Origin of the sequence: Streptomyces specialis (assembly GCF_001493375.1) — a bacterium.
GTDB lineage: Bacteria > Actinomycetota > Actinomycetes > Streptomycetales > Streptomycetaceae > Streptomyces > Streptomyces specialis.
Genome location: NZ_LN929769.1, coordinates 109,968 through 135,315 on the forward strand (window position 1 = coordinate 109,968; position 25,348 = coordinate 135,315).

General features: G+C 72.5%; 22 protein-coding genes and 1 pseudogene. 12 read left to right on the forward strand and 11 right to left on the reverse strand.

Annotated features, from left to right (window positions below):
- Nucleotides 1–4: 4 nt before the first annotated feature.
- The gene (locus BN2279_RS05735) at nt 5–937 is read right to left on the reverse strand and encodes a hypothetical protein (RefSeq protein ID WP_059007074.1); all 933 of its coding nucleotides are present in this window, start codon (nt 935–937) and stop codon (nt 5–7) included.
- Between the two features lie 259 nt (nt 938–1,196).
- Between BN2279_RS05735 and BN2279_RS05740 the strand changes: the two genes are divergently transcribed.
- On the forward strand, nt 1,197–1,826 hold the full coding sequence (locus BN2279_RS05740; RefSeq protein ID WP_059007076.1) for a TetR/AcrR family transcriptional regulator: 630 nt from the start codon (nt 1,197–1,199) through the stop codon (nt 1,824–1,826).
- Between the two features lie 54 nt (nt 1,827–1,880).
- Here BN2279_RS05740 and BN2279_RS05745 read toward each other — a convergent pair whose 3' ends face one another.
- Nucleotides 1,881–2,696, reverse strand: coding sequence for a MerR family transcriptional regulator (locus BN2279_RS05745; RefSeq protein WP_234347487.1), 816 nt, complete (start codon nt 2,694–2,696; stop codon nt 1,881–1,883).
- A gap of 123 nt (nt 2,697–2,819) precedes the next feature.
- Between BN2279_RS05745 and BN2279_RS05750 the strand changes: the two genes are divergently transcribed.
- From BN2279_RS05750 to BN2279_RS05760, 3 genes are read left to right on the forward strand one after another with little or no spacing between them, the layout of a single operon-like run.
- Nucleotides 2,820–4,286, forward strand: a complete 1,467-nt coding sequence (locus tag BN2279_RS05750) for a flavin-containing monooxygenase (protein ID WP_059007077.1) — start codon at nt 2,820–2,822, stop codon at nt 4,284–4,286.
- On the forward strand, nt 4,279–5,145 hold the full coding sequence (locus BN2279_RS05755) for an alpha/beta fold hydrolase (protein ID WP_059007080.1): 867 nt from the start codon (nt 4,279–4,281) through the stop codon (nt 5,143–5,145). The genes BN2279_RS05750 and BN2279_RS05755 overlap by 8 nt, the downstream gene beginning before the upstream one ends.
- Nucleotides 5,142–6,029 carry an SDR family oxidoreductase gene (locus BN2279_RS05760; protein WP_059007083.1) on the forward strand — a complete coding sequence of 296 codons (888 nt, stop codon included), beginning with the start codon at nt 5,142–5,144 and terminating at the stop codon, nt 6,027–6,029. Before BN2279_RS05755 ends, BN2279_RS05760 begins: the two co-directional genes overlap by 4 nt.
- Before the next feature lie 36 nt (nt 6,030–6,065).
- Here the strand turns inward: BN2279_RS05760 and BN2279_RS05765 are convergent, their stop codons facing one another.
- From BN2279_RS05765 to BN2279_RS31695, 4 genes and pseudogenes are all read right to left on the reverse strand, one after another.
- Nucleotides 6,066–7,433: a HEAT repeat domain-containing protein gene (locus BN2279_RS05765; RefSeq protein WP_059007085.1), complete on the reverse strand. Its 1,368-nt coding sequence runs from the start codon at nt 7,431–7,433 to the stop codon at nt 6,066–6,068.
- A 36-nt stretch (nt 7,434–7,469) separates the two neighbouring features.
- A complete protein-coding gene (locus BN2279_RS05770) occupies nt 7,470–7,979 on the reverse strand; it encodes a pyridoxamine 5'-phosphate oxidase family protein (RefSeq protein WP_059007087.1) in 510 nt (169 codons plus the stop codon).
- A gap of 141 nt (nt 7,980–8,120) precedes the next feature.
- The gene (locus BN2279_RS05775) at nt 8,121–8,297 is read right to left on the reverse strand and encodes a hypothetical protein (RefSeq protein ID WP_234347488.1); all 177 of its coding nucleotides are present in this window, start codon (nt 8,295–8,297) and stop codon (nt 8,121–8,123) included.
- A gap of 111 nt (nt 8,298–8,408) precedes the next feature.
- A pseudogene (locus BN2279_RS31695) lies at nt 8,409–11,989 on the reverse strand (S41 family peptidase).
- A 189-nt stretch (nt 11,990–12,178) separates the two neighbouring features.
- On the opposite strand from BN2279_RS31695, the gene BN2279_RS05785 reads away from it, so the two are divergent.
- The 5 genes from BN2279_RS05785 (at nt 12,179) to BN2279_RS05805 (ending at nt 18,215) form a co-directional block, all read left to right on the forward strand.
- Complete coding sequence (locus BN2279_RS05785; protein WP_059007091.1) at nt 12,179–14,437, forward strand: MMPL family transporter; 2,259 nt, start codon at nt 12,179–12,181, stop codon at nt 14,435–14,437.
- A 245-nt stretch (nt 14,438–14,682) separates the two neighbouring features.
- Nucleotides 14,683–15,786 (forward strand): energy-coupling factor ABC transporter permease, encoded by a 1,104-nt coding sequence (locus BN2279_RS05790; RefSeq protein WP_059007319.1) that lies wholly within the window; start codon nt 14,683–14,685, stop codon nt 15,784–15,786.
- A gap of 55 nt (nt 15,787–15,841) precedes the next feature.
- Complete coding sequence (gene cbiQ, locus BN2279_RS05795) at nt 15,842–16,663, forward strand: cobalt ECF transporter T component CbiQ (protein WP_059007320.1); 822 nt, start codon at nt 15,842–15,844, stop codon at nt 16,661–16,663.
- Nucleotides 16,651–17,418: an energy-coupling factor ABC transporter ATP-binding protein gene (locus BN2279_RS05800; RefSeq protein ID WP_059007093.1), complete on the forward strand. Its 768-nt coding sequence runs from the start codon at nt 16,651–16,653 to the stop codon at nt 17,416–17,418. The genes cbiQ and BN2279_RS05800 overlap by 13 nt, the downstream gene beginning before the upstream one ends.
- A gap of 74 nt (nt 17,419–17,492) precedes the next feature.
- Nucleotides 17,493–18,215: a hypothetical protein gene (locus BN2279_RS05805; protein WP_159037079.1), complete on the forward strand. Its 723-nt coding sequence runs from the start codon at nt 17,493–17,495 to the stop codon at nt 18,213–18,215.
- Nucleotides 18,216–18,235: 20 nt separating this feature from the next.
- On the opposite strand, the gene BN2279_RS05810 is transcribed toward BN2279_RS05805, so the two are convergent.
- From BN2279_RS05810 to BN2279_RS05820, 4 genes are all read right to left on the reverse strand, one after another.
- Nucleotides 18,236–19,177, reverse strand: coding sequence for a ribose-phosphate diphosphokinase (locus BN2279_RS05810; RefSeq protein WP_059007097.1), 942 nt, complete (start codon nt 19,175–19,177; stop codon nt 18,236–18,238).
- A gap of 46 nt (nt 19,178–19,223) precedes the next feature.
- Nucleotides 19,224–20,795, reverse strand: a complete 1,572-nt coding sequence (locus BN2279_RS05815) for a penicillin-binding transpeptidase domain-containing protein (RefSeq protein WP_234347491.1) — start codon at nt 20,793–20,795, stop codon at nt 19,224–19,226.
- 160 nt (nt 20,796–20,955) lie between these two features.
- On the reverse strand, nt 20,956–21,120 hold the full coding sequence (locus BN2279_RS29120; protein ID WP_159037080.1) for a DUF6879 family protein: 165 nt from the start codon (nt 21,118–21,120) through the stop codon (nt 20,956–20,958).
- On the reverse strand, nt 21,117–21,536 hold the full coding sequence (locus BN2279_RS05820) for a hypothetical protein (protein ID WP_059007101.1): 420 nt from the start codon (nt 21,534–21,536) through the stop codon (nt 21,117–21,119). The genes BN2279_RS29120 and BN2279_RS05820 overlap by 4 nt, the downstream gene beginning before the upstream one ends.
- A 393-nt stretch (nt 21,537–21,929) precedes the next feature.
- Here BN2279_RS05820 and BN2279_RS30290 point away from each other — a divergent pair, with 393 nt between their 5' ends.
- Genes BN2279_RS30290 through BN2279_RS05830 form a run of 3 tightly spaced genes read left to right on the forward strand, consistent with a single transcriptional unit; the run spans nt 21,930 to nt 23,543 of the window.
- Nucleotides 21,930–22,196 carry a hypothetical protein gene (locus tag BN2279_RS30290; protein ID WP_079031883.1) on the forward strand — a complete coding sequence of 89 codons (267 nt, stop codon included), beginning with the start codon at nt 21,930–21,932 and terminating at the stop codon, nt 22,194–22,196.
- A complete protein-coding gene (locus BN2279_RS05825; RefSeq protein ID WP_059007103.1) occupies nt 22,156–22,674 on the forward strand; it encodes a DUF6879 family protein in 519 nt (172 codons plus the stop codon). Before BN2279_RS30290 ends, BN2279_RS05825 begins: the two co-directional genes overlap by 41 nt.
- Before the next feature lie 5 nt (nt 22,675–22,679).
- Nucleotides 22,680–23,543, forward strand: coding sequence for a helix-turn-helix domain-containing protein (locus BN2279_RS05830; RefSeq protein WP_059007105.1), 864 nt, complete (start codon nt 22,680–22,682; stop codon nt 23,541–23,543).
- Here the strand turns inward: BN2279_RS05830 and BN2279_RS05835 are convergent, their stop codons facing one another.
- Nucleotides 23,544–25,313, reverse strand: coding sequence for a dolichyl-phosphate-mannose--protein mannosyltransferase (locus BN2279_RS05835; protein ID WP_234347493.1), 1,770 nt, complete (start codon nt 25,311–25,313; stop codon nt 23,544–23,546).
- Nucleotides 25,314–25,348 lie beyond the last annotated feature (35 nt).

Genomic DNA, 25,348 nt, shown 5'->3' on the forward strand with positions numbered 1-25,348 from the left:
CTGATCAGCCCGCCGCCGCGCGGCGCCGGCGCAGGGCGGGGACCAGGGCCAGGGCGCCGAGCCCCAGCAGGGTCCAGGCCGCGAGGACGGTGAACGCGGAGGCGGCGCCCGCCCCGTCGAAGTACGCCACCGAGCGCAGCGCCGTCGCCCCGGCGCCGGTCGGCAGGAACTGGCCGAGCGTGCCCACCGGGTCGGGCAGCATCTCGGGGGCGGAGCCCGCGCCCGACCAGGGGTTGCCCAGCAGCATCACGAACAGGGCGCCGAGCCCGATGCCGGGCGGGCCGATCAGGGCGGCGAGACCGGCGACCGTGGCGCTGCCGGCCAGGGCGACCAGCCCGAGGGTCCCGGCCACCTCCCACCACGACCCGGCGAAGACGTCGAGCCAGGTGTGCCCGATGAGGGCGCCCCCGACGCCGGCCAGGACGGCGGCCCCCAGGACGGCGCCCACCGCCCGGCCGCCGCGCAGCCCGGTCAGGGTGACCACCGCGCCGACGGCGATCCCGGCCAGGGCCATGGGCAGCATGCTCGTGTTGAACACCGAGCCGCGCGGGTCGCCCGCCGAGGGCGGGACCACGTCCGTCACGGGGACGGTGGCGCCCTCGGGCGCGGCGTCCTCGGCGACGTGCGTCAGCAGGTCGGCCACCGCCGCGCTCGCCGCACGGGCGGTCAGCAGCTCGGTGCCGGAGTCGCCGACGACGAACACGCCGTAGACGTCGCGGTCCTCGATCGCCTCCCGCGCCGCCGCCGCGTCGGGGTACAGGTGCACGTCGAACGCGCCGTCCTGCGCGCGCAGCCCTTCGGCGACCTGCTCGGCGGCGGCGGCCGGTCCCGCGACGCCGACCGGCAGGTCGTTGGGGGCGCTCCTGGCGGCCGGCCAGGCGAAGGCCCACAGGGCGAACGCCACGAACGCCGGGATCGCCAGGATCACGATGGCCATGCCGCGGGCCGGCGGCAGCCCCGCGGGCCGCCCCCGCGGAGGCGCGGAAGCCCCGGACTCGGGCGCCGGAGCGGGCTTCGGCTCCGCCGTGCGGGCGGGCGAGTGGCGAAGAATGGACATGACGGGACATGACCTCCGGTGATCGGCGATGACCAGAAAGACGGGACCAAAGAGAAGGATCGTTCGTTTTAGCTGAGGACACCGTGCTCCTCCGACCGGGCTCTTGTCAAGAGAGAACGTTCGTTTTACGCTCCGCCTCATGGCACGCGTTTCCCAGGAACACCTCGAGGCCCGAAGGCGCCAGATCATCCAGGGCGCCGCTCGCTGCTTCTCCCGCGACGGGTTCCACGGCACGTCGATGCAGGACATCTTCCGGGAGACGGGGCTGTCCGCTGGCGCCGTCTACCGGTACTTCCCGGGCAAGGAGGCGATCATCGCCGCCCTGGCGAACGAGGTGCTGACGGCCGTCCGGGGCGCGTTCGACGACGCCCTCGCCGGACCGCGCCCGGCGTGGCCGGACGAGATCATCGCCGAGGCGCTGCGCCGCGTGGACGACGTCCTGCTCTTCCCGCCGGCCCTGGTGATCCAGGTCTGGTCCGAGACGTTCCGCGACCCCCGGCTCGCCGGCATCCTGCACGGCGCCCTGATCGGCATGGCCGACGCGTGGGCCAAGGTCGTGGCGTCCTACCAGGAGAACGGCCTGATGAGTGCCGACGTGCCGCCCGCGCACGTGGCCCGGGTGCTGCTGGCCTGCGCCCAGGGGTTCCTGGTCCAGCGCGCCCTGCTCGGCCCGCTGGAGGTCCAGGTGATGAGCGACGGTCTGCGCGGCCTGATGTCCATGGGGCTGCGGCGCCCCCCGGAGGAGGAGCCCGGCGCGGACGCCTCCTGACCCCTCTGGCTTTCCGGACGGACGGACGGCTGGCCGGGTCGGACCGGCGGCCGGTCAGGAGGCCCCCGGCTCCGCCTCCGCCCGCCGCGCCGCCTGGGCCTCCGTCAGGTGCAGCTCCGCGCGCAGCTTCCGGTCGAAGGCGAGCGAGACCTCCGCGTACACCGCCTTCTTCACCAGCGGACGCAGCCGCCCGAGGACCTCGCCGAGCCGTTTCATGTCCTCGTCGGAGACCGGCTCGTCCGTCCCGGCGGCCGGCCCGAGCACCTCCGGCAGCACATGGCGCCGCATCAGCTCGGTGAACGCCTCCGCCGCCGCGTCCACGTGCTCGCGCATCTCGCGGCCGACCCCGAGCACGGCCGACAGCGGGATGCCCTCGCGGACCATGCCCGAGGACGACTCCAGCAGGTCGCGGCTGATGTGCACGATCTCGTCGCCGTCCACCGCGATGTAGCCGATGTCCAGCGCGGCGGCCAGGTTGTCCGCGTCCGCCTCGTTGCCGTAGTACGCCGCCAGGCCCTCGGGCGTCAGCCGGACCGGCTCCTCCTCCGCCCAGGGGTGCGGCTCCGACAGGCCCAGCAGCTCGGCGGTCTGCCCCGCGTCCCGGCCGGCCGAGAACGCCGAGATCAGCTCGGCGATGCCGCCCAGGGTGTGGCCGCGCGCCAGCAGTTCGGTGATGGTGCGGATGCGCGCCAGGTGGTGCTCGTCGTACCACGCGATCCGGCCCTCGCGGCGCGGTGGCGAGAAGAGCTTGCGCTCCTGGTAGAAGCGCAGGGTCCGGACGGTGATCCCAGCCGCCTCGGCCAGCTCCGCGGCGCGGTACTCGCGCGGCCGGCCGGCGGATCTGCCCGAGTCCTCTGCCTGTATTCCCACACCGGTCAGTTTAGGAGTGCCTACCCCCTACCCATGAGTAGGCTTCTCCTCTACCCTCCAACCATGCCAGTGAACGCTGGCACGATTTACCGCTTCGGGTCGGGTCGGTTTCTGGAGGCTGGCATGCATGTGAGAGTGGCGGTGATCGGCGCGGGATTCGGCGGGCTCGGCGCCGCCGTGCGGTTGCGCCGCATGGGGATCACGGATTTCGTCGTCCTGGAGAGAGCCGACTCGGTCGGCGGCGCGTGGCGGGACAACACGTATCCGGGCTGCGCCTGCGACGTGCCGTCCCACCTGTACTCGTTCTCCTTCGCGCCCAACCCGCGCTGGCCGCGCAACTTCTCCGGCCAGCCGCACATCCGCGAGTACCTGGAGTGGGTGACCGACACCTTCGGGCTCCGCCCGCACATCCGGTTCAACGCCGAGGTGGAGTCGGCCCGCTGGGACAACGAGGAACTGCGCTGGGTCGTCGAGACGACCAACGGCACCTGGACCGCCGACGTGGTCGTCTCCGCCACCGGGCCGCTGTCCGACCCCAGGCTCCCGGACATCCCCGGCCTCGACCAGTTCCCCGGGCACGTCTTCCACTCGGCCCGCTGGGACCACGACCACTCGCTGCGCGGCAAGCGCGTCGCCGTCGTCGGCACCGGCGCCTCGGCGATCCAGTTCGTGCCGGCGATCGCCAAGGAGGTCCAGCACCTCACCGTCTTCCAGCGCACCGCGCCCTGGGTCCTGCCCCGGGCCGACCGGAAGATCACCGGCGCCGAGAAGTGGCTGCACGACAAGGTGCCGGCCACCCGGGCCGGACGCCGCGGACTGCTCTGGGCCATCCGCGAGTTGCAGGTCACCGCGTTCGCCAGGCGGCCCGATCTGATGCGCGCGGTCGAGGTGATCGCCAAGGCCAACATGCGCCGGGCCATCAAGGACCCCGCGCTGCGGCGGAAGCTCACCCCGGACTACCGGATCGGCTGCAAGCGGATCCTGCTGTCCAACGACTGGTACCCGGCGCTCGCCAGGCCGCACGTGGACGTCATCGACTCCGGGCTGCGCGAGGTGCGCGGCTCCACGCTGGTGTCCGCCGACGGCCGGGAGACCGAGGCCGACGTGATCATCTTCGGCACCGGCTTCCACGTCACGGACATACCGATCGCCAGCCGGGTCAAGGGCATGCGCGGCACCACCCTCGCCGAGGAGTGGCAGGACGGCGTGGCCGGCCTGCGCGGCACGACCACCGCCGGCTTCCCCAACTTCCTGACGATCATCGGCCCCAACACGGGCCTGGGCAACAGCTCGATGATCCTGATCATCGAGGCCCAGCTCAACTACCTGGCCGACTACATGACCAAGCTGGACTCCTTCGGCGAACCCGGCCGCGCGGCCCTGGCCGCCCGCCCCGAGGCCGTCAGCGCCTGGGACACCAGGATGCAGCGCCGGCTCAGCCGTTCGGTCTGGAACACCGGCGGCTGCGATAGCTGGTACCTGGACGCCAACGGCCGCAACAGCACCGTATGGCCCGGTACCACCGCCGAGTTCCGCCGCGTCACCCAGAACGTCGAGCTCAACGAATACGAGGTGCTGCGCCATGCCTGAATCGACCGCCACCGAGCTGATCGTCCCCTCCACGGGCGGCGCGCGGCTCCACACCGAGATCTTCGGCCCGGAGGAAGCGCCCACCGTGGTGCTCGCCCACGGCTGGACCTGCAACCGGACCTTCTGGTACCCGGTGATGCGGCAACTCGTCCCGGACTACCGCGTGGTGCTCTACGACCAGCGCGGCCACGGCCGCACGCCCGCCACCCCGGGCGCCCACGGCACCGAGGCGCTCACCGACGACCTGCTGGCCGTCCTGGACGCCACGCTGAAGCCGGGGCAGCGCGTTCTCATAGCCGGCCACTCCATGGGCGCGATGACCATAGTGGCGGCGGCCGACCGGCCCGCGTTCCGCGACCGGGTCGTCGCCGCCGTGCTGTGCAGCACCGGCACCGACCGGCTGGCCGGTGAGTCGACCGCGCTGCCGCTGCGGCCGGGCAGTCTGCGCAAGCAGGGCAGCCGCGTGTTCCTCACCACCAAGGTGACCTACGGGCCCGTGACGCCGATATCCAAGGCCGTCATCCGCTACATCACCATGGGCCGGGGCGCCACCGCCGAGCAGCGCACGGAGGTGGCCCGCATGGTCGCCGCCGCGCCGCGCAAGCCGCGCGCCGAGTGGGGCGGGGTGCTGTACGAGCTGAACATATCCGACAACCTGGCGCGGCTCGACATCCCCGTGACCATCGTCCACGGCACCGCCGACCGGCTCACCCCGATCGTCCACGCCCACCGGATGGCGAGCCGGCTGCCGAAGCTCAACGAGTTCGCCGAGCTGCCCGGCATAGGACACATGACCCCGATCGAAGCCCCGGACAAGGTCACCGAGATCATCCGCGGCCTGGCGAAGGAGAACCTGTGAGCAACCGGAGAAGTCTCGTCGGGCAGGTGGCCGTCGTCACCGGCGCCGCCCGGGGCATCGGCGCCTCGCTGGCCAGGAAGCTGTCCGCCCGCGGTGCCAAGGTCGCGCTGATCGGCCTGGAGCCGACCGAGCTGAAGGCCGTCAGCGAGTCGCTGACCGGCGAGTCCGCGTACTGGCACGCCGACGTCACCGACGCCGAGGCGATGGCCCAGGTCGCGGCCGAGGTCGCCGCGCGCTTCGGCACGGTGGACATCGTGGTCGCCAACGCGGGCGTCGCGACGGGCGGCCCGTTCGCCGACTCCGACGACGCCACGTGGCGGCGCGTCATCGAGGTCAACCTCGTCGGCTCGGCCGTCACCTGCCGCGCGTTCCTGCCCGCGCTGAAGGACAGCCGGGGGTACTTCCTCCAGGTCGCGTCCTTCGCCGCCCTGACGCCGTCGCCGATGATGAGCGCCTACTGCGCGTCCAAGTCGGGCGTCGAGGCGTTCGCCCACGCGCTGCGGCCGGAGGTCGGGCCGTTCGGCGTGCGGGTCGGCGTCGCGTACCTCACCTGGACCGACACCGACATGGTGCGCGGCGCGGACGAGGACCCGGTGATGCGGGACATGCGCAAGCGGCTGCCCTGGCCGGCGAACCGCACCTACCCGCTGGAGCCGGCCGTCGACCGGCTCGTCGCGGGCATCGAGCGCCGCGCGGTCCACATCTACGCCCAGTCCTGGGTGCGCGCCGTGGTGCCCATCCGCGGCTATCTGCCGTCCGTCATCGGCGGGTACCTCGGGCAGCGCGAGATCCGCCGCCTCGTGCCCCGCTTCTCGGAGCTGACCCGCCGCGGCCTGGTGGGCCAGGGCGGCGCGGCGGCCGAAAGGGAGAAGACCGGTAGCTAGCGACCGGCGACCGGTCGCGGCGGACCGCGCGGGGCCTCACACGCAGAGCGCCCCGCGCGGATGCCCGTGCTCCCTGCCGCACGCGGTGAGCGCCAGCACCGCCCGGCCGGTCACGCGCGTCTGCGGCCCGATCGACGCCGGATCGACCGACGCCTGCCCGGCCACCTCCACGGCGGTCCGCTGCCCCGGCAGCCACAACTCCCGCCCGATCTCCTCGAAGCACGCCAGGAACGCCTCCGCGTCCGCCGCGTCGAGATCCTCCAGCGCGCGGCGCGGGAAGCCGCTCCGGTAGTGCGGCACGCACCGGGCCTCCGCCGGGTGCTCGCCGCCCACCTCGCTCTCCGGCTCGGCCACGTCGTAGAACCGGACGACCTCGCCGCCCTCCCCGAGACACCACGCCGTCCAGTCGTCGCCGCACCGCATGCCGTACCAGTGCGCCGCGCCGAAGCGCCGGCTGAGCGCCGCGCAGCGGCTGCGCACCCGCGCCCCCCGCGACCGCCCGTCGTCCGCGTGCGCGTCCCCGGACGGGGTGCCGAACACCAGCGTCCACCCGTCCAGCGCCGGGCTGACATAGACCCGCGAACAGGTCCCGTGCCGGGCGCGCGGCCCGTTCCCCGCGTGCAGGTCGTGGCACCACGCCGAGGCGCCCAGCCGCATGGTCACCGGCACCGCCCCGGACAGCCCGAACGCGTCGAGCACGGCCTCCTGGTCGGTGGTCGGCACCGCGAACCACGACCCGCACGTGTGCATCGGCTCGGGGATCTCGTCGCGCGCCTTGACGCTGATCAGCCGCCGCAGCGCCGCCCGGTCCCGCTCGTCCAGCGCCTCCGGGCCGCCCACCGCCGCCAGCACCTCCAGCGCGCCGGCGCGCGCCCGCGCGTACCCCGGCCAGAGGCCGCGCCGCACCCCGCGCAGCAGCGGCACCACGCCGGTGCCGACCTCGCGCAGCGCCCACACCGCGCCCTCCCTGACCTCCGGCACCGGATCGGCCAGCAGGGGCAGCAGCAGGTGCGCCTCGGACAGCGCGTCCCGGCCACGGCCCTGGAAGACATACGCGGCGCTCTGCCGGACCTGTGGATCGGGATGCTTCAGCGCCGACGCGTAGACCCCGAGGCCCGGCACGTCCAGGCCGGTGAACGCCCACCGGGCACGCCGCAGGGCGGTCGGCGTCGGGGCGGCGGCGATGGCGTCCGCCAGCGGACCGAGGGCGGGCAGCCCGATCTTGCGCAGCAGCCAGGCGGCCTCCGACCAGGCGACGGGTGCCTCGTCGTCCCACAGCGCGTCGAGCAGCGGGCCCACCGCCGCGGCACGCAGGGCGATCAGCTCGCCGCGCGCCATCTCCCTGACCAAGGCATCCTCACTGGCCGCCTCGGTGATCAACCCCAGCAGTCGCCGGCTCTCCATGCCTGGGCAGCATAACGACCCCTGCTGACACCGGGTTCAGAAACGCCAACGCGTCTGGCAGTAAGGCCCTTTCCGGAACCCGAACCCCGTTTCGGGCTCGATCCGGAAGGCCAGGGCCGCGCCCCCCTCGGCGTGGTGCAGGGCGCCGTCCCGCGCGGTGAACGTCCAGTCGTCGCCGTACTTGTCGACATACGCCCGCGCGACGGCGGCCAGCTCCGCGTCGTCCGTCACCCGCCGCGCGCTGCCGCGCACCACGATGTCCAGACCGTGCCCGAGGGCGGCGGTGCCGGTGGTCAGCGCGACCCGTGGGTTCGTCGCCAGGTTCCGCGCCTTCCGCTCGTCGGCGCCCGTCGTGAAGTGCGGCGCGCCGTCCACCCAGACGGACAGCAGGGGCGTCACGTGCGGGCTGCCGTCGGGCAGGACGCTGGAGAGCCAGAACACCTCCGCCGCCGTCAGCCGCTCGACCGCCTCCGCCCAGGGCACCGCCTCGGCCCCCGGATCGCCGTACCGCTCGTCCACGTCCGTGACCGGTTCGCTGGTGGCCATGCCGGCTCCTCCTCGTCGCTGAGTTCTCTGACGCACGACAGGGCAGACCGGCGGGTGCCGGGAAACTCATCGGTCCGGCGGTGGCGCGCGACGCGAAAGGGGCGCGCCCGCGTTCGGGCACGCCCCTTGCCGCACTGGCCGCTAGTCGTTCCGGCGGCGCTGCTTGGCCCGGTCCATGGCCTTGCGGCCGGCCTCCTTGCCCCGCTGCTTCATGTCGTCGCGGCTCTGCCCTCTCTCCTTCTGGTCGCCCTTGCCGTTCATGGCTTCCCTGGCGCGCTCCTGGAGCTCCTGCGCCTTCTCCCTGAACTGGTCTGCCATGCCCATGTGCACTCCTGCTCGTGACGGGTGAGACTCGTGGGCCGCGTGGGCCGTCACCAGCGTGACACGGCCCGGCATATCGTGCATTCCGGGCATTTCCGGCATCGTGTGCTAGTGGGTCCCGCGCGGCGGGAGCGGCGGGCGGGACCGGTCCGGGATGTCCCGGTAACCGGGCGGCGAGGACGCCGGATGCTTCTCCAGCAGGTCCACGGCCACCCGCACCGCCGTGGCCAGCACCGCGGGCCGGCCCTCCGCCCAGTCCACGGGCGAGCGCAGCGCCTCGATGTCCGGCGCCACCCCGTGGTTCTCCACGTCCCACCCGTACGCGTCGAACCACGCCGCGTTCATCGGAACGGTGATGCGCGAGCCGTCCACCAGCCGGTGGTTGCCCGTGATGCCCACCACCCCGCCCCACGTGCGGCAGCCGACGACCGGCCCGAGGCCCAGCACCCGGAACGCCGCCGTGATCATGTCCCCGTCGGACGAGGTCGCCTCGTCGGCCACCGCCACGACCGGCCCGCGCGGCGCGTTCGACGTGTAACTGACGGGCTGCGCGTTCCGGGTGAGGTCCCAGCCCATCACCGTGCGGGTCAGCTTCTCGATCACCAGCTCGCTGATGTGCCCGCCCGCGTTGCCGCGCACATCCACGATCAGCGCCTCCCGCGCGAACTCCCGCCGCAGGTCCCGGTTGAACTGCGCCCAGCCCGAACCGCCCATGTCGGGGATGTGCACATAGCCGCACCGGCCCTCGCTCAGCTCCCGCACCACCTCGCGCCGCCTGGCGACCCAGTCCTGGTAGCGCAACGGCCGGTCGTCCACGAGCGGTACCACCGCGATCCGGCGCCGCCGCCCGCCCTCCTCCGCGAACGTCAGCTCCACGCTCGTCCCGCCGGTGCCCGCCAGCAGCGGCCACGGCCCGGCGACCGGATCGACGGGCCGCCCGCCGACGTGCGTCAGCACCGCGCCCTCGCGGACTCCGCTGCCCGCCAGCGGGGAACGCGCCTTGGTGTCCGAGGAGTCACCCGGCAGCACACGCGCCACCCGCCACGAACGGTCCTTCGTGCGGGTGAAGTTGACGCCCAGCAGACCCTGCGCCCGCTGGTAGTGCGGCGGTCCCTCGTCCCGGCGCGCGGAGTACACGTAGGCGTGCGACGTGCCGAGTTCGCCCAGCGTCTCCCACAGCAGATCGGCGAACTCGTCGGGGCTGGCGACCCGTTCGACCAGCGGCCGGTACTGGTCCAGCACGCCGGGCCAGTCCACGCCGCACATCCCCGGCTCCCAGAAGTGGTCCCGGACGATCCGGCCCGCCTCGTCGAACGCCTGCCGCCACTCGGCCGCCGGGTCCGCCACGTGCACGATCCGCCGCAGGTCCACGGGGACCGTCGAATCGCTGTCCCCGCTCTCCCCGGCCGGCACCGCCCGCAGGCTCTCGTCCTCGCACACCACCAGCCGGGTCCCGTCACCGCTGGGCGCGAACCAGTCCACGTCGTCGGTCAGTTCGGTCCGCTTCGCCTTCGCCAGGTCGAAGTGCTCCAGCGTCGGCTTCCCCGAGGTGTCGTCCGGATTGACGAACGTCTCGCCCAGCGCACCGGAGATGGGCCACCGCAGCCACACCAGGCCGCCACCGGCAACCGGTTGGAGCGAGGAGTACTTCGAGGCCGCCACCGGGAACGGCGTCACCCGGCTGCTCAGCCCCTCCGCCTCCACCCGCACCGCGCCCTCCTCGCCGCCCGCCGCGTCGGCCACGGTGTCGGCCGGGTCGAGACCGCCCGCCGCCGGCCGCCCCTCGGGCGTGATGGCGAACGGCGAGCGGGTCGCGGAGGAGAGCGGCACGAGATACGGGCGGCAGCCCAGCGGGAACGACAGATCGCCGGTGTGCACGTCGTACACCGGGTCGAAGCCACGCCACGACAGGAACGCCAGATACCGGCCGTCCCGCGTGAACACCGGCTCCTCGTCCTCGAACCGGCCGTCCGTGACGTCGAGGATCCGCGGCTCGCCGGCCGTCAGGCGCGCGATCCTGATCTGGCTCAGGGAACGCCCGATGCCCGGATGGGCCCAGGTCAGCCACGCCGAGTCGGGCGAGAACGCCATGTCCCGCACCGGCCCGTTCACCGACCGGGCCAGCTCGCGGACCTCCCCGGGCTCCGGCACGGGCGCCCCGGCCGGCTCCTCGGCCGCCGCCGGTTCCGCCGCCTCCGTGTCCTCCGCCGGTTCCTCCGCTGCCTTCCCGGTCTCCGCCGTCGCCGTCTCCTCGGCGTCCGGCACGCCGATCACCAGCAGCCGCCCGTCGTGCGTGGCCACCGCCAGCGTCCGGCCGTCCGGCGACGCCGCCAGCTCCCGCACCCGCCCCAGCGCCCCCGGCTCCGGCCCCAGCCGGCGCGGGGCCGGATCGCCGCCGGCCCGCGGCCGGGAGGCGACCTCGATCGTGTCCTCGCCCGCCGCGTCCGTCCCGTACGCGAGCCGCCCGGGTTTGCTGGGCCGGCGCCGGCGGGTCGGATGAGAAGCCCCAGCCGGCGCGGGGCCGGATCGCCGCCGGCCCGGGGCAGGTAGGCGATCTCGATCGTGTCCTCGCCCGCCGCGTCCGTCACGTACGCGATCCGCCCGGTGTCCCCGAGCATCTCCGGCAGCCGCACCCGCACCCCCGGCGTGGCCGCCAGGACGCGCGCCGGGCCGTCCCGGTGCGTGAGCCAGTACAGCGCGCCGCGCACGCTGAGCGCGCTGGCGCGGCCCGTGGCGTCCACGGCGAGCGCGTCGATGTTGCCCGAGGTCCGCACCTGGTACGGGCGGCGGCCGGTGCGCGGCCCGCCGAGCCGCACGTTCAGCCGCCGGGGGACGGAGCCGGGCCCGAGGTCCTCGGCGAGCCACAGGTCGCCGCCGCACTGGTAGACCACCCGCCGGCCGTCCGTGGCCGCGTGGCGGGCGTAGAAGGCGTCGTGGTCGCTGTGGCGCCACAGCTCCGAGCCGTCCGGGCGGCAGGAGTAGAGATTCCCCACGCCCTCGTGGTCGGAGAGGAAGGCGATCCGGTCGCCGACGAACATCGGGCTGTCGAGGTGGCCGTTCAGGTCGGGCAGCAGCCGCCGCCCGTGCAGCCACAGCTTGCCCATCGCGCCGCCGCGGTACCGCTTCCAGTCGGCCGGTTCGTGCGGCGCCTTCCCGGTCAGCAGCAGGGTGCGCCGTTCGGAGCCGTGACCGTTGACCGCGATGTCGGCCACCGGTCCCCACGGGAGCTGCTCGCCGGGTCCCCCGTCCAGCGGCACGGTGTACGCCCACGTGAAGTGCGAGAACGGCTGGTGGTGCGATCCCACGGCGAGGATGCGGCACTCGCCCGAGCCGTCGTCGGGCGTCCAGCCGCGCACCCGGGTGTCGTAGGAGCCCCAGTGGCTGAGCTGGCGGACCGGCCCGCCGTCCACCGGGGCCAGATGGATCTCCGGATCCAGCGTCCGCCAGCTCGTGAACGCGATGTGCCGCCCGTCCGGCGAGAAGCGCGGCGGACCGACCCGCGTACGATCGGCGGTGAGCCGCCAGGCCCGGCGGACGTCCTGGCCGGCGGCGGGCAACGGCGCCAGCCAGAGGTCGTCCTCGGCGACAAAACACAGCAGTTCACCATGAAGATGCGGGAAGCGCAGATATCCGTCACACTCCTGGGATTGGGTCGAGGGGACGGCGGATGAGGTGGATTCGTCGCTCACGGTTCCATGCTTCGGCTCGGCGATATCCCCGGCAAGTCACAAAGGGACAGCACGTGTGATCTGGGTCACATTCGAGCGTTCGCGCTCACCCTGCCGCGCTGGTGGCGCGTCTCGTGGCATGAGCTGACACCCCTGATCCGCTCTTCGGTTTTTGTTGATCCACGACACCCGGACAGGAGAACCTGCCCCGTGGCTACGTTTCTGTACAAACTCGGCCGCCTGTGCTTCAGGCGCCGCTGGTGGGTGGTGCTGCTGTGGGTGGCGCTGCTCTTCGGCATCGGCGCCGGCGCGGCCTCGTCCAGCGGGGCGGTAGCGGAGGACTTCGCACTGCCCGGCACCGAGTCGCAAGAGGCGCTCGACCTCATGGAGGAAGAGTTCCCCGAGGCGAACGCGGACGCACTCGAGTCCACCGTCGTCTTCCAGGCCCCCGAGGGGCAGGACATCACCGGCACGGAGTACTCGCAGGCCGTCCGTGATGTTCTCGCCGAGCTGGAGCGAGGCGACAAGGTGGTCGGCGTCGTCGACCCGTTCGCCGACGGCAACGCCAATGTCAGCGAGGACCGGACCATCGCCTACACGACGGTGGACTACGACGCGGGCTTCGGTGACATCACCGACGAGATGCACGAGCAGCTCATGGCCGCGCTCGACACCGGCCGCGAGGCGGGCCTGACCGTCGAGGCCGGCGGCCAGGTGGCCCTCGGCGAGGAGGAGATGGGCAGCGCCGCCGAGATGATCGGTCTGGGTGTCGCCCTGGTGGTCCTCTTCATCACCTTCGGCTCGCTGATCGCCGCCGGACTGCCGGTGATCACGGCCATGATCGGCGTCTCCGCCGGTACGCTCGGCATCACCGCGCTGAGCACGGTGTTCGACCTGACGGAGACCACCGGCATCCTGGCCAGCATGATCGGCCTGGCGGTCGGTATCGACTACGCGCTGTTCATCGTGTCCCGGTACCGGGCGGAGCTGATCGAGGGCCACGACCGCGACGAGGCCGCCGGCCGCGCCGTGGGCACCGCCGGTTCGGCCGTCGTCTTCGCCGGCCTGACCGTGGTCATCGCCCTGGGCGGTCTGGCCATCGTCAACGTGCCGCTGCTGACCAAGATGGGCCTGGCCGCCGCGGCGACCGTGGCCCTGGCCGTCCTGATCGCGCTGACCCTGGTCCCGGCCGCGCTGGCCATCACCGGCAAGCGCATCTTCGGCCGCCGGGTCCGCAAGCAGAACCCGGAGACCGGCGTCCCGGCCAGCCTGTCCAAGAACGGCAAGGAGAACGTGGGCACCCGCTACGCCCGCGGGATACTGCGCCGTCCCGGACTGGTGCTGGTGGCCGCCGTCATCGGCCTCGGCGTGCTCGCCGCGCCGGTCGCCGGCATGGAGCTGGGCCTGCCGGACGACGGCACGCAGCCCGAGGAGTCCACGCAGCGCAAGGCGTACGACCTGCTCAGCGAGGGCTTCGGCCCGGGCTTCAACGGTCCGCTGATGCTGTCGCTCGAAGCCGCCGACGGCACCGACCTGGTCAGCGCCGCCGACGCCGTGTCGGCCGAGCTGGACGGCACCGACGGCATCGTGGCCACGGCCCCCGCCATGTTCAACAGCGACAACACCATGGCGACGCTGCTCGTCTTCCCGTCCACCGGCCCGTCCGACCACGACACCGCCGATCTGGTCCACCACCTGCGCGACGACGTCGTGCCGTCGCTGGAGTCGGAGACCGGGACGGACATCCTGGTCACCGGCGCCGCCGCGATCAACATCGACTTCTCGCAGGTGATGACCGACGCGCTGGTGCCGTACCTGGCCCTGGTGGTCGGCCTGGCGTTCATCCTGCTGATCCTGGTCTTCCGTTCGATCGTGGTCCCGCTGAAGGCCGCCCTCGGCTTCCTGCTGTCCGTCCTGGCCGCGCTCGGCGCGGTGGTGGCGGTCTTCCAGTGGGGCTGGGGCGCGGAGCTGATCGGGGTCGAGGAGACCGGCCCGATCATGAGCATGATGCCGATCTTCATGGTCGGTGTGATCTTCGGTCTCGCGATGGACTACGAGGTCTTCCTCGTGACCCGCATGCGGGAGGCGCACGTCCACGGCGAGGACGCGCACCAGTCGGTGATGACGGGCTTCAACCTGAACGCCCGGGTGGTCACCGCCGCCGCGATCATCATGATCAGCGTCTTCGCGGGCTTCGCGATCCCGACGGACGACTCGATGGTGAAGATGATCGGCTTCGGTCTGGCCGTGGCCGTTCTGCTCGACGCCTTCGTGGTCCGCATGACGATCGTCCCGGCCGTGATGGGCCTGATCGGCGAGCGCGTCTGGTGGCTGCCGAAGTGGCTGGACCGGATCCTGCCGAATGTCGACGACGAGGGCGACTCGCTGGAGAAGTACCTCACGGCGAACGGCAAGGGCCGCGACGCGCTGAGGAAGCGCTCCGACCGGGAGCCCGCTTCCGTGAGCTGACCGGCCGCGGAGCCGGCCGGGTGGCGTGATGACGAAGCCCGGCACCGGAGCCCCCGTGGCGTCCCGGTGCCGGGCCGAGTCGTTTCTTCTCCCGGTGCGCCCCCTGCCCTTCATCTCATCATCAAATGTGTGACGGATGCTCTTGCAAGGCGTTCGCAACAGGGCTTTATTATCAAGGAGCGGTGGCCGCCCGGCGGCCCCGCCGCGCCAGGAGCCCGATCCGTGCCACGGAGAGCGAGACCGCCATGCACGTTCCCGACGGATTTCTCGACGCACCGGTCTCGGTGGCCACCGGCGCCGTGGCCGCCGCCGCGGTCGCCGTCTCGCTGCGCGGGGCGAGGCGCGAACTGGAGGAGCGCACGGCGCCCCTGGCCGGGCTCGTCGCCGCCTTCGTCTTCGCGGTCCAGATGCTCAACTTCCCGGTCGGCGCCGGGACCAGCGGCCACCTGCTGGGCGGCGCCCTCGCCGCCGTCCTGGTGGGACCGTTCACCGCCGTGCTCTGCCTGTCCGTCGTGCTGCTGACCCAGGCGCTGCTCTTCGCCGACGGCGGCCTCACCGCGCTCGGCACCAACATCACGCTCATGGGCGTGGTCACCGTCGTCGTCGCGCACCTCGTCTTCCACGGCCTGGTCCGCGTGCTGCCGCGCGGCCGGCGCACGGTCGGCGTCGCCACCTTCACGGCCGCCTTCCTGTCGGTGCCGTGCTCCGCCATCGCGTTCACCGGCCTGTACGCGATCGGCGGCACGGCCGACGTGTCGCTCGGCCGGGTCTTCGCCGCGATGACCGGCGTCCATCTGCTGATCGGCCTCGGCGAGGCCGCGATCACCACCGCCACCGTCGGCGCCGTGCTCGCCGTCCGCCCCGATCTGGTGCGCGCCGCGGCCGGCCTGACCCGTCCCGCCCTGGAGATCCGCGGCGGCGCCACCGTGCCCGCCCCCGCCTCCGTTCCCGCTCCCGCCGCGGGGCCCGCGGCCGTGGGTGCCGCGCGCCCGGCGCGCGCGCTGCGCCCGCTGTGGCTGACCGGTGTCGCGGTGACGCTGGTCTGCGCGGCGTTCGTCAGCTTTTACGCCTCCGCCGACCCGGACGGGCTGGAACGCGTCGCCACCGAGGAGGGCATCGCCGAGGAGGCCGAGGAGCACGGCCTCGCCGACTCGCCCCTCGCCGCCTACGGCGTCAAGGATGTCGACAACGAGCGGTTGTCGGTCGGCCTGGCCGGCGCGGCCGGTGCCGCCCTCACCCTCGCCGTCGGCTCCGGCGTCTTCGTCGCCGTCCGCCGCCGCGCCACGGCCCCCTGCCCGGGCCCGGAGCGCGCGACCGGGACGGTCCGGGCCGAGCCGGAGAAGGTCTGACCGGGTGCCCGCCGCCGATGCCGCTGTGACCGATGCCGCCGCTGTGACCGATGCCGTGAACGGGCCGCGCCCGCGCGTCGTCCTTCCCGCGCCCCGCCGCCGCCCGGCCGCCGGGCACGCCCACGCCGGAGCCCGCGGACTGTACCGCCCGGGCGACTCCCCGGTGCACACGCTGCCCGCGCACTGCAAGCTCGTCGCCGTCCTCGGCTTCGTCCTCGTCGTCGTCGCCACGCCCCGCGAGGCCGTCTGGGCGTTCGGCGTGTACGCGGCGCTGCTCGCCGCCGTCACCGCCACCGCGCGGCTCGGTCCCGGTGTGGTGCTGCGGCGCATGCTCATCGAACTGCCCTTTGTCACCTTCGCGTTGCTGCTGCCGTTCCTCGCCGAAGGCCCCCGCGTCACCTGGCTCGGGCTCTCCCTCAGCGAGTCCGGCCTGTGGGGCGCCTGGAACATCCTGGCCAAGGGCACCCTCGGCGTCGCCGCCTCCGTCCTGCTGGCCGCCACCACCGGGCTGCGCGAGATTCTGCTCGGCCTGGAGCGCCTGCGCCTGCCCTCCCTCCTGGTGCAGATCGCCACGTTCATGCTCCGCTACGCCGACGTGATCGCCGACGAGCTGCGCCGGATGCGCGTCGCCCGGGCGTCCCGCGGCTTCACCGCGCGCGGCGTCCGGCACTGGGGGGTGCTCGCCAGGACGGCGGGCGCGCTGTTCATCCGCTGCTACGAGCGCGGCGAACGCGTCCATCTCGCCATGCTCAGCCGGGGCTACGACGGCAGCCTGCCCACCGTCGATCCGCTGACGGCGGACCGCGCCCAGTGGGCGCGCGCCGCGGCACTCCCGCTGACCGCGCTGGTGGTCTGTGTGCTGGGATGGGCCCTGTGACTCCCGCCGCCGACGCCCCCGTTCTCGATGTGTCCGGTCTCGCCTACGCCTACCCGGACGGCCACCAGGCGCTGTTCGGCGTCGACCTCACCGTTCGGCGCGGTGAACGCGTGGCGCTCCTCGGCCCCAACGGCGCGGGCAAGACGACCCTGGTGCTGCACCTCAACGGCATTCTCACCGCCGGGGCGGGCACTGTCCGCGTCGGCGGGCTGCCGGTCGGCAAGGACACCATGGCGGAGATCCGCCGCCGCGTCGGGATCGTCTTCCAGGACCCCGACGATCAGCTCTTCATGCCCACCGTCCGGGAGGACGTGGCGTTCGGCCCGGCCAACGCGGGGCTGCGCGGCGCTGAGCTGGAGGCGTGTGTGACCCGCGCGCTGGAACGCGTCGGCATGGCCGCCCACGCCGACCGGCCGCCGCACCACCTGTCGTTCGGCCAGCGGCGCCGGGTCGCCGTCGCCACCGTGCTCGCCATGGACCCGCAGATCCTGGTCCTCGACGAGCCCTCGGCCAACCTCGATCCGGCCGCCCGTCGCGAACTCGCCGACATCCTGCTGTCGTTGGATCTGACGGTGCTCATGGTCACCCACGACCTGCCGTACGCGCTGGAGTTGTGCCCGCGTTCGGTGATCCTCAGCGACGGCGTTCTCGCCGCAGACGGCCCCACAGGCGAACTTCTCGCCGATGCCGAGCTGTTGGGGCGGCACCGGCTTGAGCTGCCGTTCGGGTTCGACCCCTCGGCGGCGCGTCGCTGACGCCGTCCGGCGGCCTGCTAGTATGCGACGCCATCCCGGCGGGGGGCCGGGGGAGCGGACTTCTGGAGGCGGCGGTGCGACGCAGATCATCGGCGGCTCTGTGCCTCGTGGCCGTGCTGGCCCTCGTCGCCTCGATGGGCCCGCCCGCGCGGGCCGGCGTCGACGGCGACTGTTCGGCGGACGTGGCCCCGCTCGCGTACCCGGTCGCCGACACGCTGAGCACCGACGAGACGCTGCGCGGGCTCGGCTGCCTGATCATGGTCAGCGACCCGCTGGTCCCCGCCGCCGACGGCGTCTCCGTGTCGCCGCCGGAGGTCCACGTGATCGGCACGGTCAACGGCCGGGAGCGCTGGGTCGCGATCACCGAGTGGGAGTGGCACGAGGTGCCCGGCTATCCGATGCCGGGCACCCAGTCGGTCGCCACCTGGTTCAACGTCCCGGTGACGCCGATCCTCCAGGTCGTCCACTACAGCGGCACCACGACCCGGTTCCCCAACACCAGCCGGGAGGACGCCGCCGAAGTGGGCCCGTACGGCGTCGCGTTCCTCCTGGAGCCGAGCCAGGCGGACGGCGACATGGACATCGCCGTCGGCCGCTCCGCCGTCGTCTTCGAGACCGCCGCCGGCACCTGCCGGGAGCTGACGGCGCGTGGCGCGTTCGCCCACGCCTGGGGGGACTCGGCCGTCACCGGCATCGACGTGCACGCCTCGGGCGCGACGTTCGACTGGTCCGGCCTCACCTCCGAACGTGCCCTGACCATCGGCGAACCGACGCGGGTGAGCGGCTTCTGCCCCTGACCGCGGGGGTGTCGGCGCCGTTACTGGTCGAACAGGGCGCTGACGGACTGGCCGTTGTGGATGCGCCGCATCGCCTCGGCCAGGGCCGGGGCGATGGACAGCACCCGCAGCTTCCCGGTGCGCTCCTCGTCCGGGATGGGGACCGTGTTGGTGCACACGATCTCCTCCACACCGGGCTCCTCGCTGAGCCGCTTGAGCGCGCCGTTCGAGAACAGGCCGTGCGTGCAGGCGATCCGGACCGATCCGACGCCGAACTCCCGCAGGCGCTGGAGCAGTTCGATCACGGTGCTGCCCTTGGCGATCTCGTCGTCCAGCACGATCACGTCACGCCCGGCGACCTCGCCGATGACCGAACTGATCCGCACCCGGTCGTCGCTGAACCGCTGCTTGGCGCCCGCCGCCACCGGCACCCCCAGCATCCGCGCGAACGCCGCGGCCTCCTTGGCGTTGCCCAGATCGGGGGAGACCACCACCGTGTTGCCCAGGTCCTGGCCCCGGAAGTGCGTGGCCAGCTCCCGCAGCGCGTGCAGGTGATCCACCGGGACGCTGAAGAAGCCGTGCACCTGCGGCGAGTGCAGCGTCATGGCGAGCACCCGGCTCGCGCCCGCCGTCACCATCAGATCGGCGATCAGCCGCCCGCCGATCGAGATCCGCGGCGCGTCCTTCTTGTCGGAACGGGCGTACGAGTAGTGCGGCATGACCACCGTCGTCCGCGCCGCCGACGCGCCACGCGCGGCGTCCAGCATCAACAGCAGCTCCACCAGGTGTTCCTGCACCGGGCGGACCAGCGGCTGGATGAGATACACGTCCCGCTCCCGGCAGTTGGCCTGGAGCTGCACCTGGAGACAGTCGTTGGCGAAACGGTCGACACGGGTCGGCAGCAGCGGCACACCGAGGTGTGAGCAGACTTCCGCGGCCAGTTGGGGATGGGCGCTGCCACTGAAAACGGCGATCTCGCGCACGGTCCGGTACCTCCTCGTTGGCCCGGACCACTACCCTACTGGGCGTTCAGGAGCCCGCCCGGAGCACGTCCGCCACCACAGGACCGGCGAACTCGCCGCCGTGCCCGGAGTTCGGCACCACGGCCGCGACCGCCAGGTCGTCGCGGTACGCGGTGAACCAGGCGTTCGGCTTCTCCTGCCCGTCCACCTCGGCCGACCCGGTCTTGGCGCCGACGTCGCCCTCCAGCCCGGCCATCGCCTCGGCGGCGGTCCCGTTGCGGGCGGTCCGGTTCATCAGCTCCCGCAACTGCTGCGCGGTACCGGCCGACAGGCTGTCCGGCGCCTGCGCCAACTGCCGTCCGTCGAACTCCGGCGGCACCAGATACGGCTGCTGGAAGGCGCCGTTCCGCACGGTCGCGGAAACGGACGCCATGGTCAGCGGGTTCATCCGCACCCCGCCCTGGCCGATGAGCGAGGCGGCCATCTGCGCGTCGGACTGCGTGGGCACCGCGCCGTCCAGCGTCGTCACGCCGACCTGCCAGTCGAGGCCGAGCCCGAACACGTCACGGGCCTGGTCGCCGAGGTCGGAGTCGCTCAACTCCGGCGCCTGGCTGATGAAGGCGGTGTTGCAGGACCGGGCGAAGCTGTCGGCGAAGGTGCCGCCGCTGATCTCGAACTCGTCGTCGTTCTGGAAACGCCAGCCGCCGTACTCGAAGTACTTGGGACACGGGTGCGGCGCGTCGGCGGAGGCCAGCCCCCGGTCGATGAGCAGCGACGAGGTCACGACCTTGAACGTGGAGCCGGGCGCCCAACTGCCTTCCAGGGCACCGTTGAAGCCGTCCGCCGGGTTGTTGGCGACGGCCTGGATCGCGCCGGTGCCGACGTCGATCGCGACCAGGGAGGCCCGGCCGCTGTCCGCGACGGCCTCCTCGGCGGCCCGCTGGATCACCGGGTCGATGGTGGTCGGCACCTGACCCGCCGCGGGCTCGGCGATCTCCAGCAGGGAGGTGACGGTCTCCCCCTCCGCGTCCACGATCCGCGTCTCGGCGCCGGCGCTGCCGCCGGCCTGCTCGCCGTACCGCTCCGCGAGCTGGGACAGTATCGGCGTGAGCGAGGGGAACTCGTCCGCCGCGATCACGTCCCCGTGGCGGTCCAGCATCTCGACCGGCGGCACCTCGCTGACCGGCCCGGTCACCAGGCTGCGCCCCTCGGTGAGTTCGGGGTGGATGACGGTCGGTGCCCAGGCCACGACCGCCTTCCCGGACTCGGTGTCCCGGACGACGGTGAGCGCCGAGTCGTATGCCAGCTCGCCCTGTTCGCCCTCGTGGGCGACGGCGGCGGTGACGGAGAACGGCACGTCCTCCCCGGTCGGCGTCCCGGCCACCAGCGTCAGCTCCTCGAACCCGGCGTCGGCCGTCAGCGCGCCGAGCGCCGCCTCGGCCTCGTCGGGCCGGTCGGTGAGAGCCGCCGCGGCGGCCGTGTCACCGGCGGCCCAGGCGTCGAGGAACTCCCCGGCCGTGGCGGCCACTTCCTCCGCGCTCGGCGGCCCGGTCGTGGCCCCGGTCTCCTCCTGCCCCGACGGCTCACCGACGGTCGCGGCCACGTTCCCCGTCCGGCCGTCGGCGTCGGCACTCCCCATGAGAGCGTACGCCCCGAACCCGACGGCCGAGACGACGGCCACACAGACCCCCGACACGACCGCGACCCGCTGCCCGTTCCCCATGCTCGCCCTGCCCCTAAGTAAAGACCCCACCGATCAGCGCAGCCTACCCGGTACGACCATCCGCCTCACGCTGGTGCTATGCCGTGGGCACGGCTCGGTGCCAGACGTGTTCACGGGTCCGGCAGGCCCGCAGCACTTCGGTGGGGCCCTCGACCAGCTCGACGCCGAGCCTGACGCCCTCCTGCTCGATGGCGCACTTCATCATCATGTCCTCGCCCGCCTCGGCGTTCCATGGGCTCACCGCAGTGGGCAAGGAAGCGCCGGATCGGTGCGATTGGCGGTGCAGCCGATGATGTCGAGGGTGAGGAACGCCGTGCCGCGCAGGTACCAGCCGGCGTGGGTGTCACCGCCCAGGGCGAGCGTTCGTTCGATGTAGTCGGCCTTGGCGTCGAGCCGTTCGGGTTGACGTTCCTGATCGGCGGCGAAGTCGGGAGCGGCACGGCGCAGTTCATGGCAGAACCAGTCGGTTGCCTCCTCGGCGTTGTGGAAGGTGTGCGCGATGGCCCGCGCCGGACGCAGCAGCCAGTGGCAGATGGTCATGGGCGTACACGGATTGCCGGCGAACGCGGGGGAGGCCGGCCGTCGGTCGGCCTCCCTGTCGAGCGTCCGGCGTTCGCCCTGCCAGCGGTAGGCGTGGAAGTGAGCCGGAGTGTTCATGTCGCCCTTACCGGCGCCCGCAGCCGTCGCCGCCTCCGCAGCCGCCGGACTGACCGCTCTCGGTCGGCTCGTCGTCCCCGGGGTCGGCGCCCGGAACCCAAGGCGGGATGAGGTGCACTGGCGTCTCCTTGGTGTGCCGAGGCAGGCACGGGTCCGTCCCGCGCCCGTGGTGCACGACCCGTTCCGGGCAGGGGAGAGCCAATCCATCCGCCCGGAACGGGTCACTGACTCGTGTCGCTCCGTGTTCCCGAAGCTACGAAGAGATAGGTGCGCGGGTCGCAGAGCTTGCAGGTGCTTGCATGCGTCTTGATGTCCCAGTGCGCCCTTGACGGCAAGAAGTCCCAGGTAGAAAGCTTGTGGCAGCAACCGCAAGCGACAAGACCGGGAGACCGTATGTCCTTAGAGTTCGCTGGGATCGACCCCAACACGAACCACGAGAATTGCGTTACCGTGTGGACGGACACGGGCGCCGGGGAACTCCTCATCCAGGGATGGAACGCTGACGCTGAGACTCAAGCAGCCTGCGAGGCCATCAGTCCGGCCGTCGGGCCTGTGCCGGAGGGTGAGACCATCGTCCGTATCCCTGCCCGCATGGTGCCGATCCTGAGGGAGGCATGCGATGCAATCGAGCGAGCCGACGTTCGCCGAACTGCTGGCTGACTGCAAGACCCATGCCCTCCACCTGGAGATGCGCGACGTCTACTACAGCAATGAAGAGTTCGAGCGCTGGCAGGAGGGGCATCGCGTCGACTGGGACGATCGCGACTCCTGGTGGCATCCCTTCCACGAGACGATCGCCGATGCGGTGGCCCGGGGTGTCGAGGTGCGGCGCGCCCGAGTGATTTCCGAGCCGGTGAGCTCGTACATCCGGTGGGAGCACTACGTCACCACGGCGAACGTGCGCGCCGGTGAGCAGGTTCGCTGGCTGCCGCGCCGGAACGCCACCGACCTCAATCTGCCGGGCAATGACTTCTGGGTGTTCGACGACCAAGCGGCGCGCATCCATCACTTCGCCGGCAACGGCGACTTCGTCGGCTACGACTTCACCGGCGACCAGGGGCTGATCACCCACTGCACTACTGCCTTCGAGCAGGTCTGGGGCCGGGCGATCCCGCACGAGGAGTACGAGATCCGCTAGTCGTCGTGCCCGCTTCCTCTCTGTCCGGTGCGCAAAAAGCACGCGTAGCTCTCGCGGAACGTCTGCGAGAGCTACGCCTGGACGCCGAGATCACGGGGAGGGAACTGGCCCGTAGATGCGGCTGGAGCGAATCGAAGTCGTCGCGGATCGAGAATGCCAAGACGTCCCCCACTGATGCCGACATCCGCGCGTGGTGCGCGGCCTGCGACGCGGCGCCCCGTGCGGCGGACCTCATCGCCGCCAACCGCCAGGTCAACACCATGTATGTCGAGTGGCGGCGACTGGAACGGGCCGGGCTCCGTCATATGCAGGAGTCTCGCGTCAGCCTCTATCAGCGCACCCGCCAGTTCCACGTGTACTGCTCGCACGTGATCCCCGGCATCTTCCAGACCACCGCCTACGCCACGGCCCTGCTGGAGACCATCGCCGGCTTCCGCCGCATCCCCAACGACGCCGCCGAAGCGGCGCAGGCGCGCGTGCAGCGGTCCAGCGTGATCCGGGAGGGCGATCACCGATTCGCCGTGCTCGTGGAGGAAACGGTCCTCCACTACCGCATCGGAGACGTGGGCGTCATGGCGGGCCAGCTCGGGCAGTTGCTCGCCGTCATGTCGCTGCCGTCCGTCTCGCTCGGTGTCATCCCCGCCGCCGCCGACCGCCGCGGCGTCATGTGGCCCCTGGAGGCGTTCACGATCTTCGATCAACGGCAGGTCGACATCGAACTGCTCTCCGCCGCCGTCAACGTCACCGCTCCCACCGAAGTCGCCCTCTACCTCCGGGCCTTCGAAGAACTCTCCCCCCTCGCCGTCCACGGCGCGCAAGCCCGTGCCCTCATCGTCGGGGCCATCGAGAGGCTCACCACCGCCGAGTGACTACACCCAGGTCCCCAGCCACATGCGGGCGCGCCAGCCGTCCAGGGGGATCGTCTGGCCGGTGTAGATCGGGTAGAAGTAGATGAAGTTCCACGCGATCAGCAGCACCAGCACGCCCACCGCGACGATGCCGACGACGCGGCGCTGCTCCCGGCAGCCGGGGGGCCCGAGGAGGGCGCCGAGCATCATGGTCAGGGCCAGGCACAGGAACGGGACGAGGATCACCGCGTAGAAGTAGAAGATCGTCCGCTCCTGGTACATGAACCAGGGCAGGTAACCCGCCGCCACCGCGCACAGGATGGCGCCCGCGCGCCAGTCGCGGCGGAACAGCCAGCGGTACAGCGCGTAGGCCAGCGCGAAGCAGGCCGACCACCACAGCAACGGCGTGCCCAGGGCGAGGACTTCGCGGGCGCAGCCGCTGGCGTAGTCGCAGCCGTCCTCGCCGGGGTCGCGGGAGTGGTAGAAGTACGTGACCGGGCGGCCCGCGACGAGCCAGCTCCACGGGTTCGACTCGTAGTTGTGCTCCGACGTCAGGCCGACGTGGAACTGGTAGACCTCCGTCGTGTAGTGCAGCAGCCCGCGCAGCGGCGCGGGCAGCCAGGTGTAGCCGTCGTCCTCCGTCGACTGCGCGGCCCACTGGCGGTAGTACCCGTCCGACGTCATGAACCAGCCGGTCCACGTGGCGAGATACGTGACGAACGCGACCGGCACCATCGACACGAACGCCGGCAGCGCGTCCCGCCGCAGCGTCGTCAGGAAGGCGCGGGGGGCGCCCGCCGTGCGGCGGGCGGCGGCGTCCCACAGGACGGTCAGGATGCCGAACGCGGCCAGCACGTACAGCGCGTTCCACTTCGTCGAGCAGCCCAGGCCCAGGCAGACCCCGGCGGCGATCCGCCCGGGGCGCAGGCCGAGGCCGAGCCGTTCCCCGACCGTCACGTCCGAACGGAGCAGCCCGTCGGTGCCCTCCGGCAGCGCCGCCGCGAGCCGGGCGCGCGTCGCGTCGCGGTCGACGAGCAGGCAGCCGAACGCGGCCAGCAGCCAGAACATCAGCACCAGATCCAGCAGCGCCGTCCGGCTCATCACGAAGTGCAGCCCGTCCACCGCCATCAGCAGCCCGGCGAGGCAGCCCAGGACCGTGGAGCGGAACAGCCGGCGCCCGATCCGGCAGAGCATCAGCACCGACAGCGTGCCGAGCAGCGCGACCATGAAGCGCCAGCCGAACGGGTTCAGCCCGAACATCCACTCGCCCAGCGCGATGACCCACTTGCCGCCTGGCGGGTGCACCACGTACGACGCGGTGTCGCTGAACGGGATGTCGCCCGCGATGATGCGGTCGTTGGCGTCGTCCGGCCACTCGGTCTCGTAGCCGCGCTTCAGCAGCGACCAGGCGTCCTTGGCGTAGTACGTCTCGTCGAATATCACGGCGTTCGGCGAGCCGAGGTTGACGAAGCGCAGCAGCCCGGCGAAGCAGGCGACCAGCAGCGGGCCGCCCCAGCCGCCCCAGCGGGCCAGCCGGGCGGCCGCCGCCGGCGCGAACCCGAAGTACGCCCAGATCCGGGCACCCGGCTCCGGGTAGGGCGGGACGAGCCGCTCGCGCACCCCGCCCGGACGGCTCGGCGCGTACCCGAAGCGACGCAGCCGCAGCTCCCAGGCGGGAGAGGCGGCGTGTTCCTGTCGCGGCGACGCGGCGGTCCCGCCGGTGTCGCCGGTGTCCCCGGCGTCCCCACTGTTCCCGGGGTCGCCGGTCGTCACGGTCTGGCTGCTGGTCATCACCGGCCATCTTGGCATCCGGGGCGCGGGTTCCC

Coding starts and splice junctions, on each gene's coding strand:
- BN2279_RS05735 (WP_059007074.1), bottom strand. CDS start 937: ATGGCCATCGTGATCCTGGCGATCCCGGCGTTCGTGGCGTTCGCCCTG.
- BN2279_RS05740 (WP_059007076.1), top strand. CDS start 1,197: ATGGCACGCGTTTCCCAGGAACACCTCGAGGCCCGAAGGCGCCAGATC.
- BN2279_RS05750 (WP_059007077.1), top strand. CDS start 2,820: ATGCATGTGAGAGTGGCGGTGATCGGCGCGGGATTCGGCGGGCTCGGC.
- BN2279_RS05755 (WP_059007080.1), top strand. CDS start 4,279: ATGCCTGAATCGACCGCCACCGAGCTGATCGTCCCCTCCACGGGCGGC.
- BN2279_RS05765 (WP_059007085.1), bottom strand. CDS start 7,433: ATGGAGAGCCGGCGACTGCTGGGGTTGATCACCGAGGCGGCCAGTGAG.
- BN2279_RS05770 (WP_059007087.1), bottom strand. CDS start 7,979: ATGGCCACCAGCGAACCGGTCACGGACGTGGACGAGCGGTACGGCGAT.
- BN2279_RS05775 (WP_234347488.1), bottom strand. CDS start 8,297: ATGGCAGACCAGTTCAGGGAGAAGGCGCAGGAGCTCCAGGAGCGCGCC.
- BN2279_RS05790 (WP_059007319.1), top strand. CDS start 14,683: ATGCACGTTCCCGACGGATTTCTCGACGCACCGGTCTCGGTGGCCACC.
- BN2279_RS05800 (WP_059007093.1), top strand. CDS start 16,651: ATGGGCCCTGTGACTCCCGCCGCCGACGCCCCCGTTCTCGATGTGTCC.
- BN2279_RS05815 (WP_234347491.1), bottom strand. CDS start 20,795: ATGGGGAGTGCCGACGCCGACGGCCGGACGGGGAACGTGGCCGCGACC.
- BN2279_RS05820 (WP_059007101.1), bottom strand. CDS start 21,536: ATGAACACTCCGGCTCACTTCCACGCCTACCGCTGGCAGGGCGAACGC.
- BN2279_RS30290 (WP_079031883.1), top strand. CDS start 21,930: ATGTCCTTAGAGTTCGCTGGGATCGACCCCAACACGAACCACGAGAAT.
- BN2279_RS05825 (WP_059007103.1), top strand. CDS start 22,156: ATGCAATCGAGCGAGCCGACGTTCGCCGAACTGCTGGCTGACTGCAAG.
- BN2279_RS05835 (WP_234347493.1), bottom strand. CDS start 25,313: ATGACCAGCAGCCAGACCGTGACGACCGGCGACCCCGGGAACAGTGGG.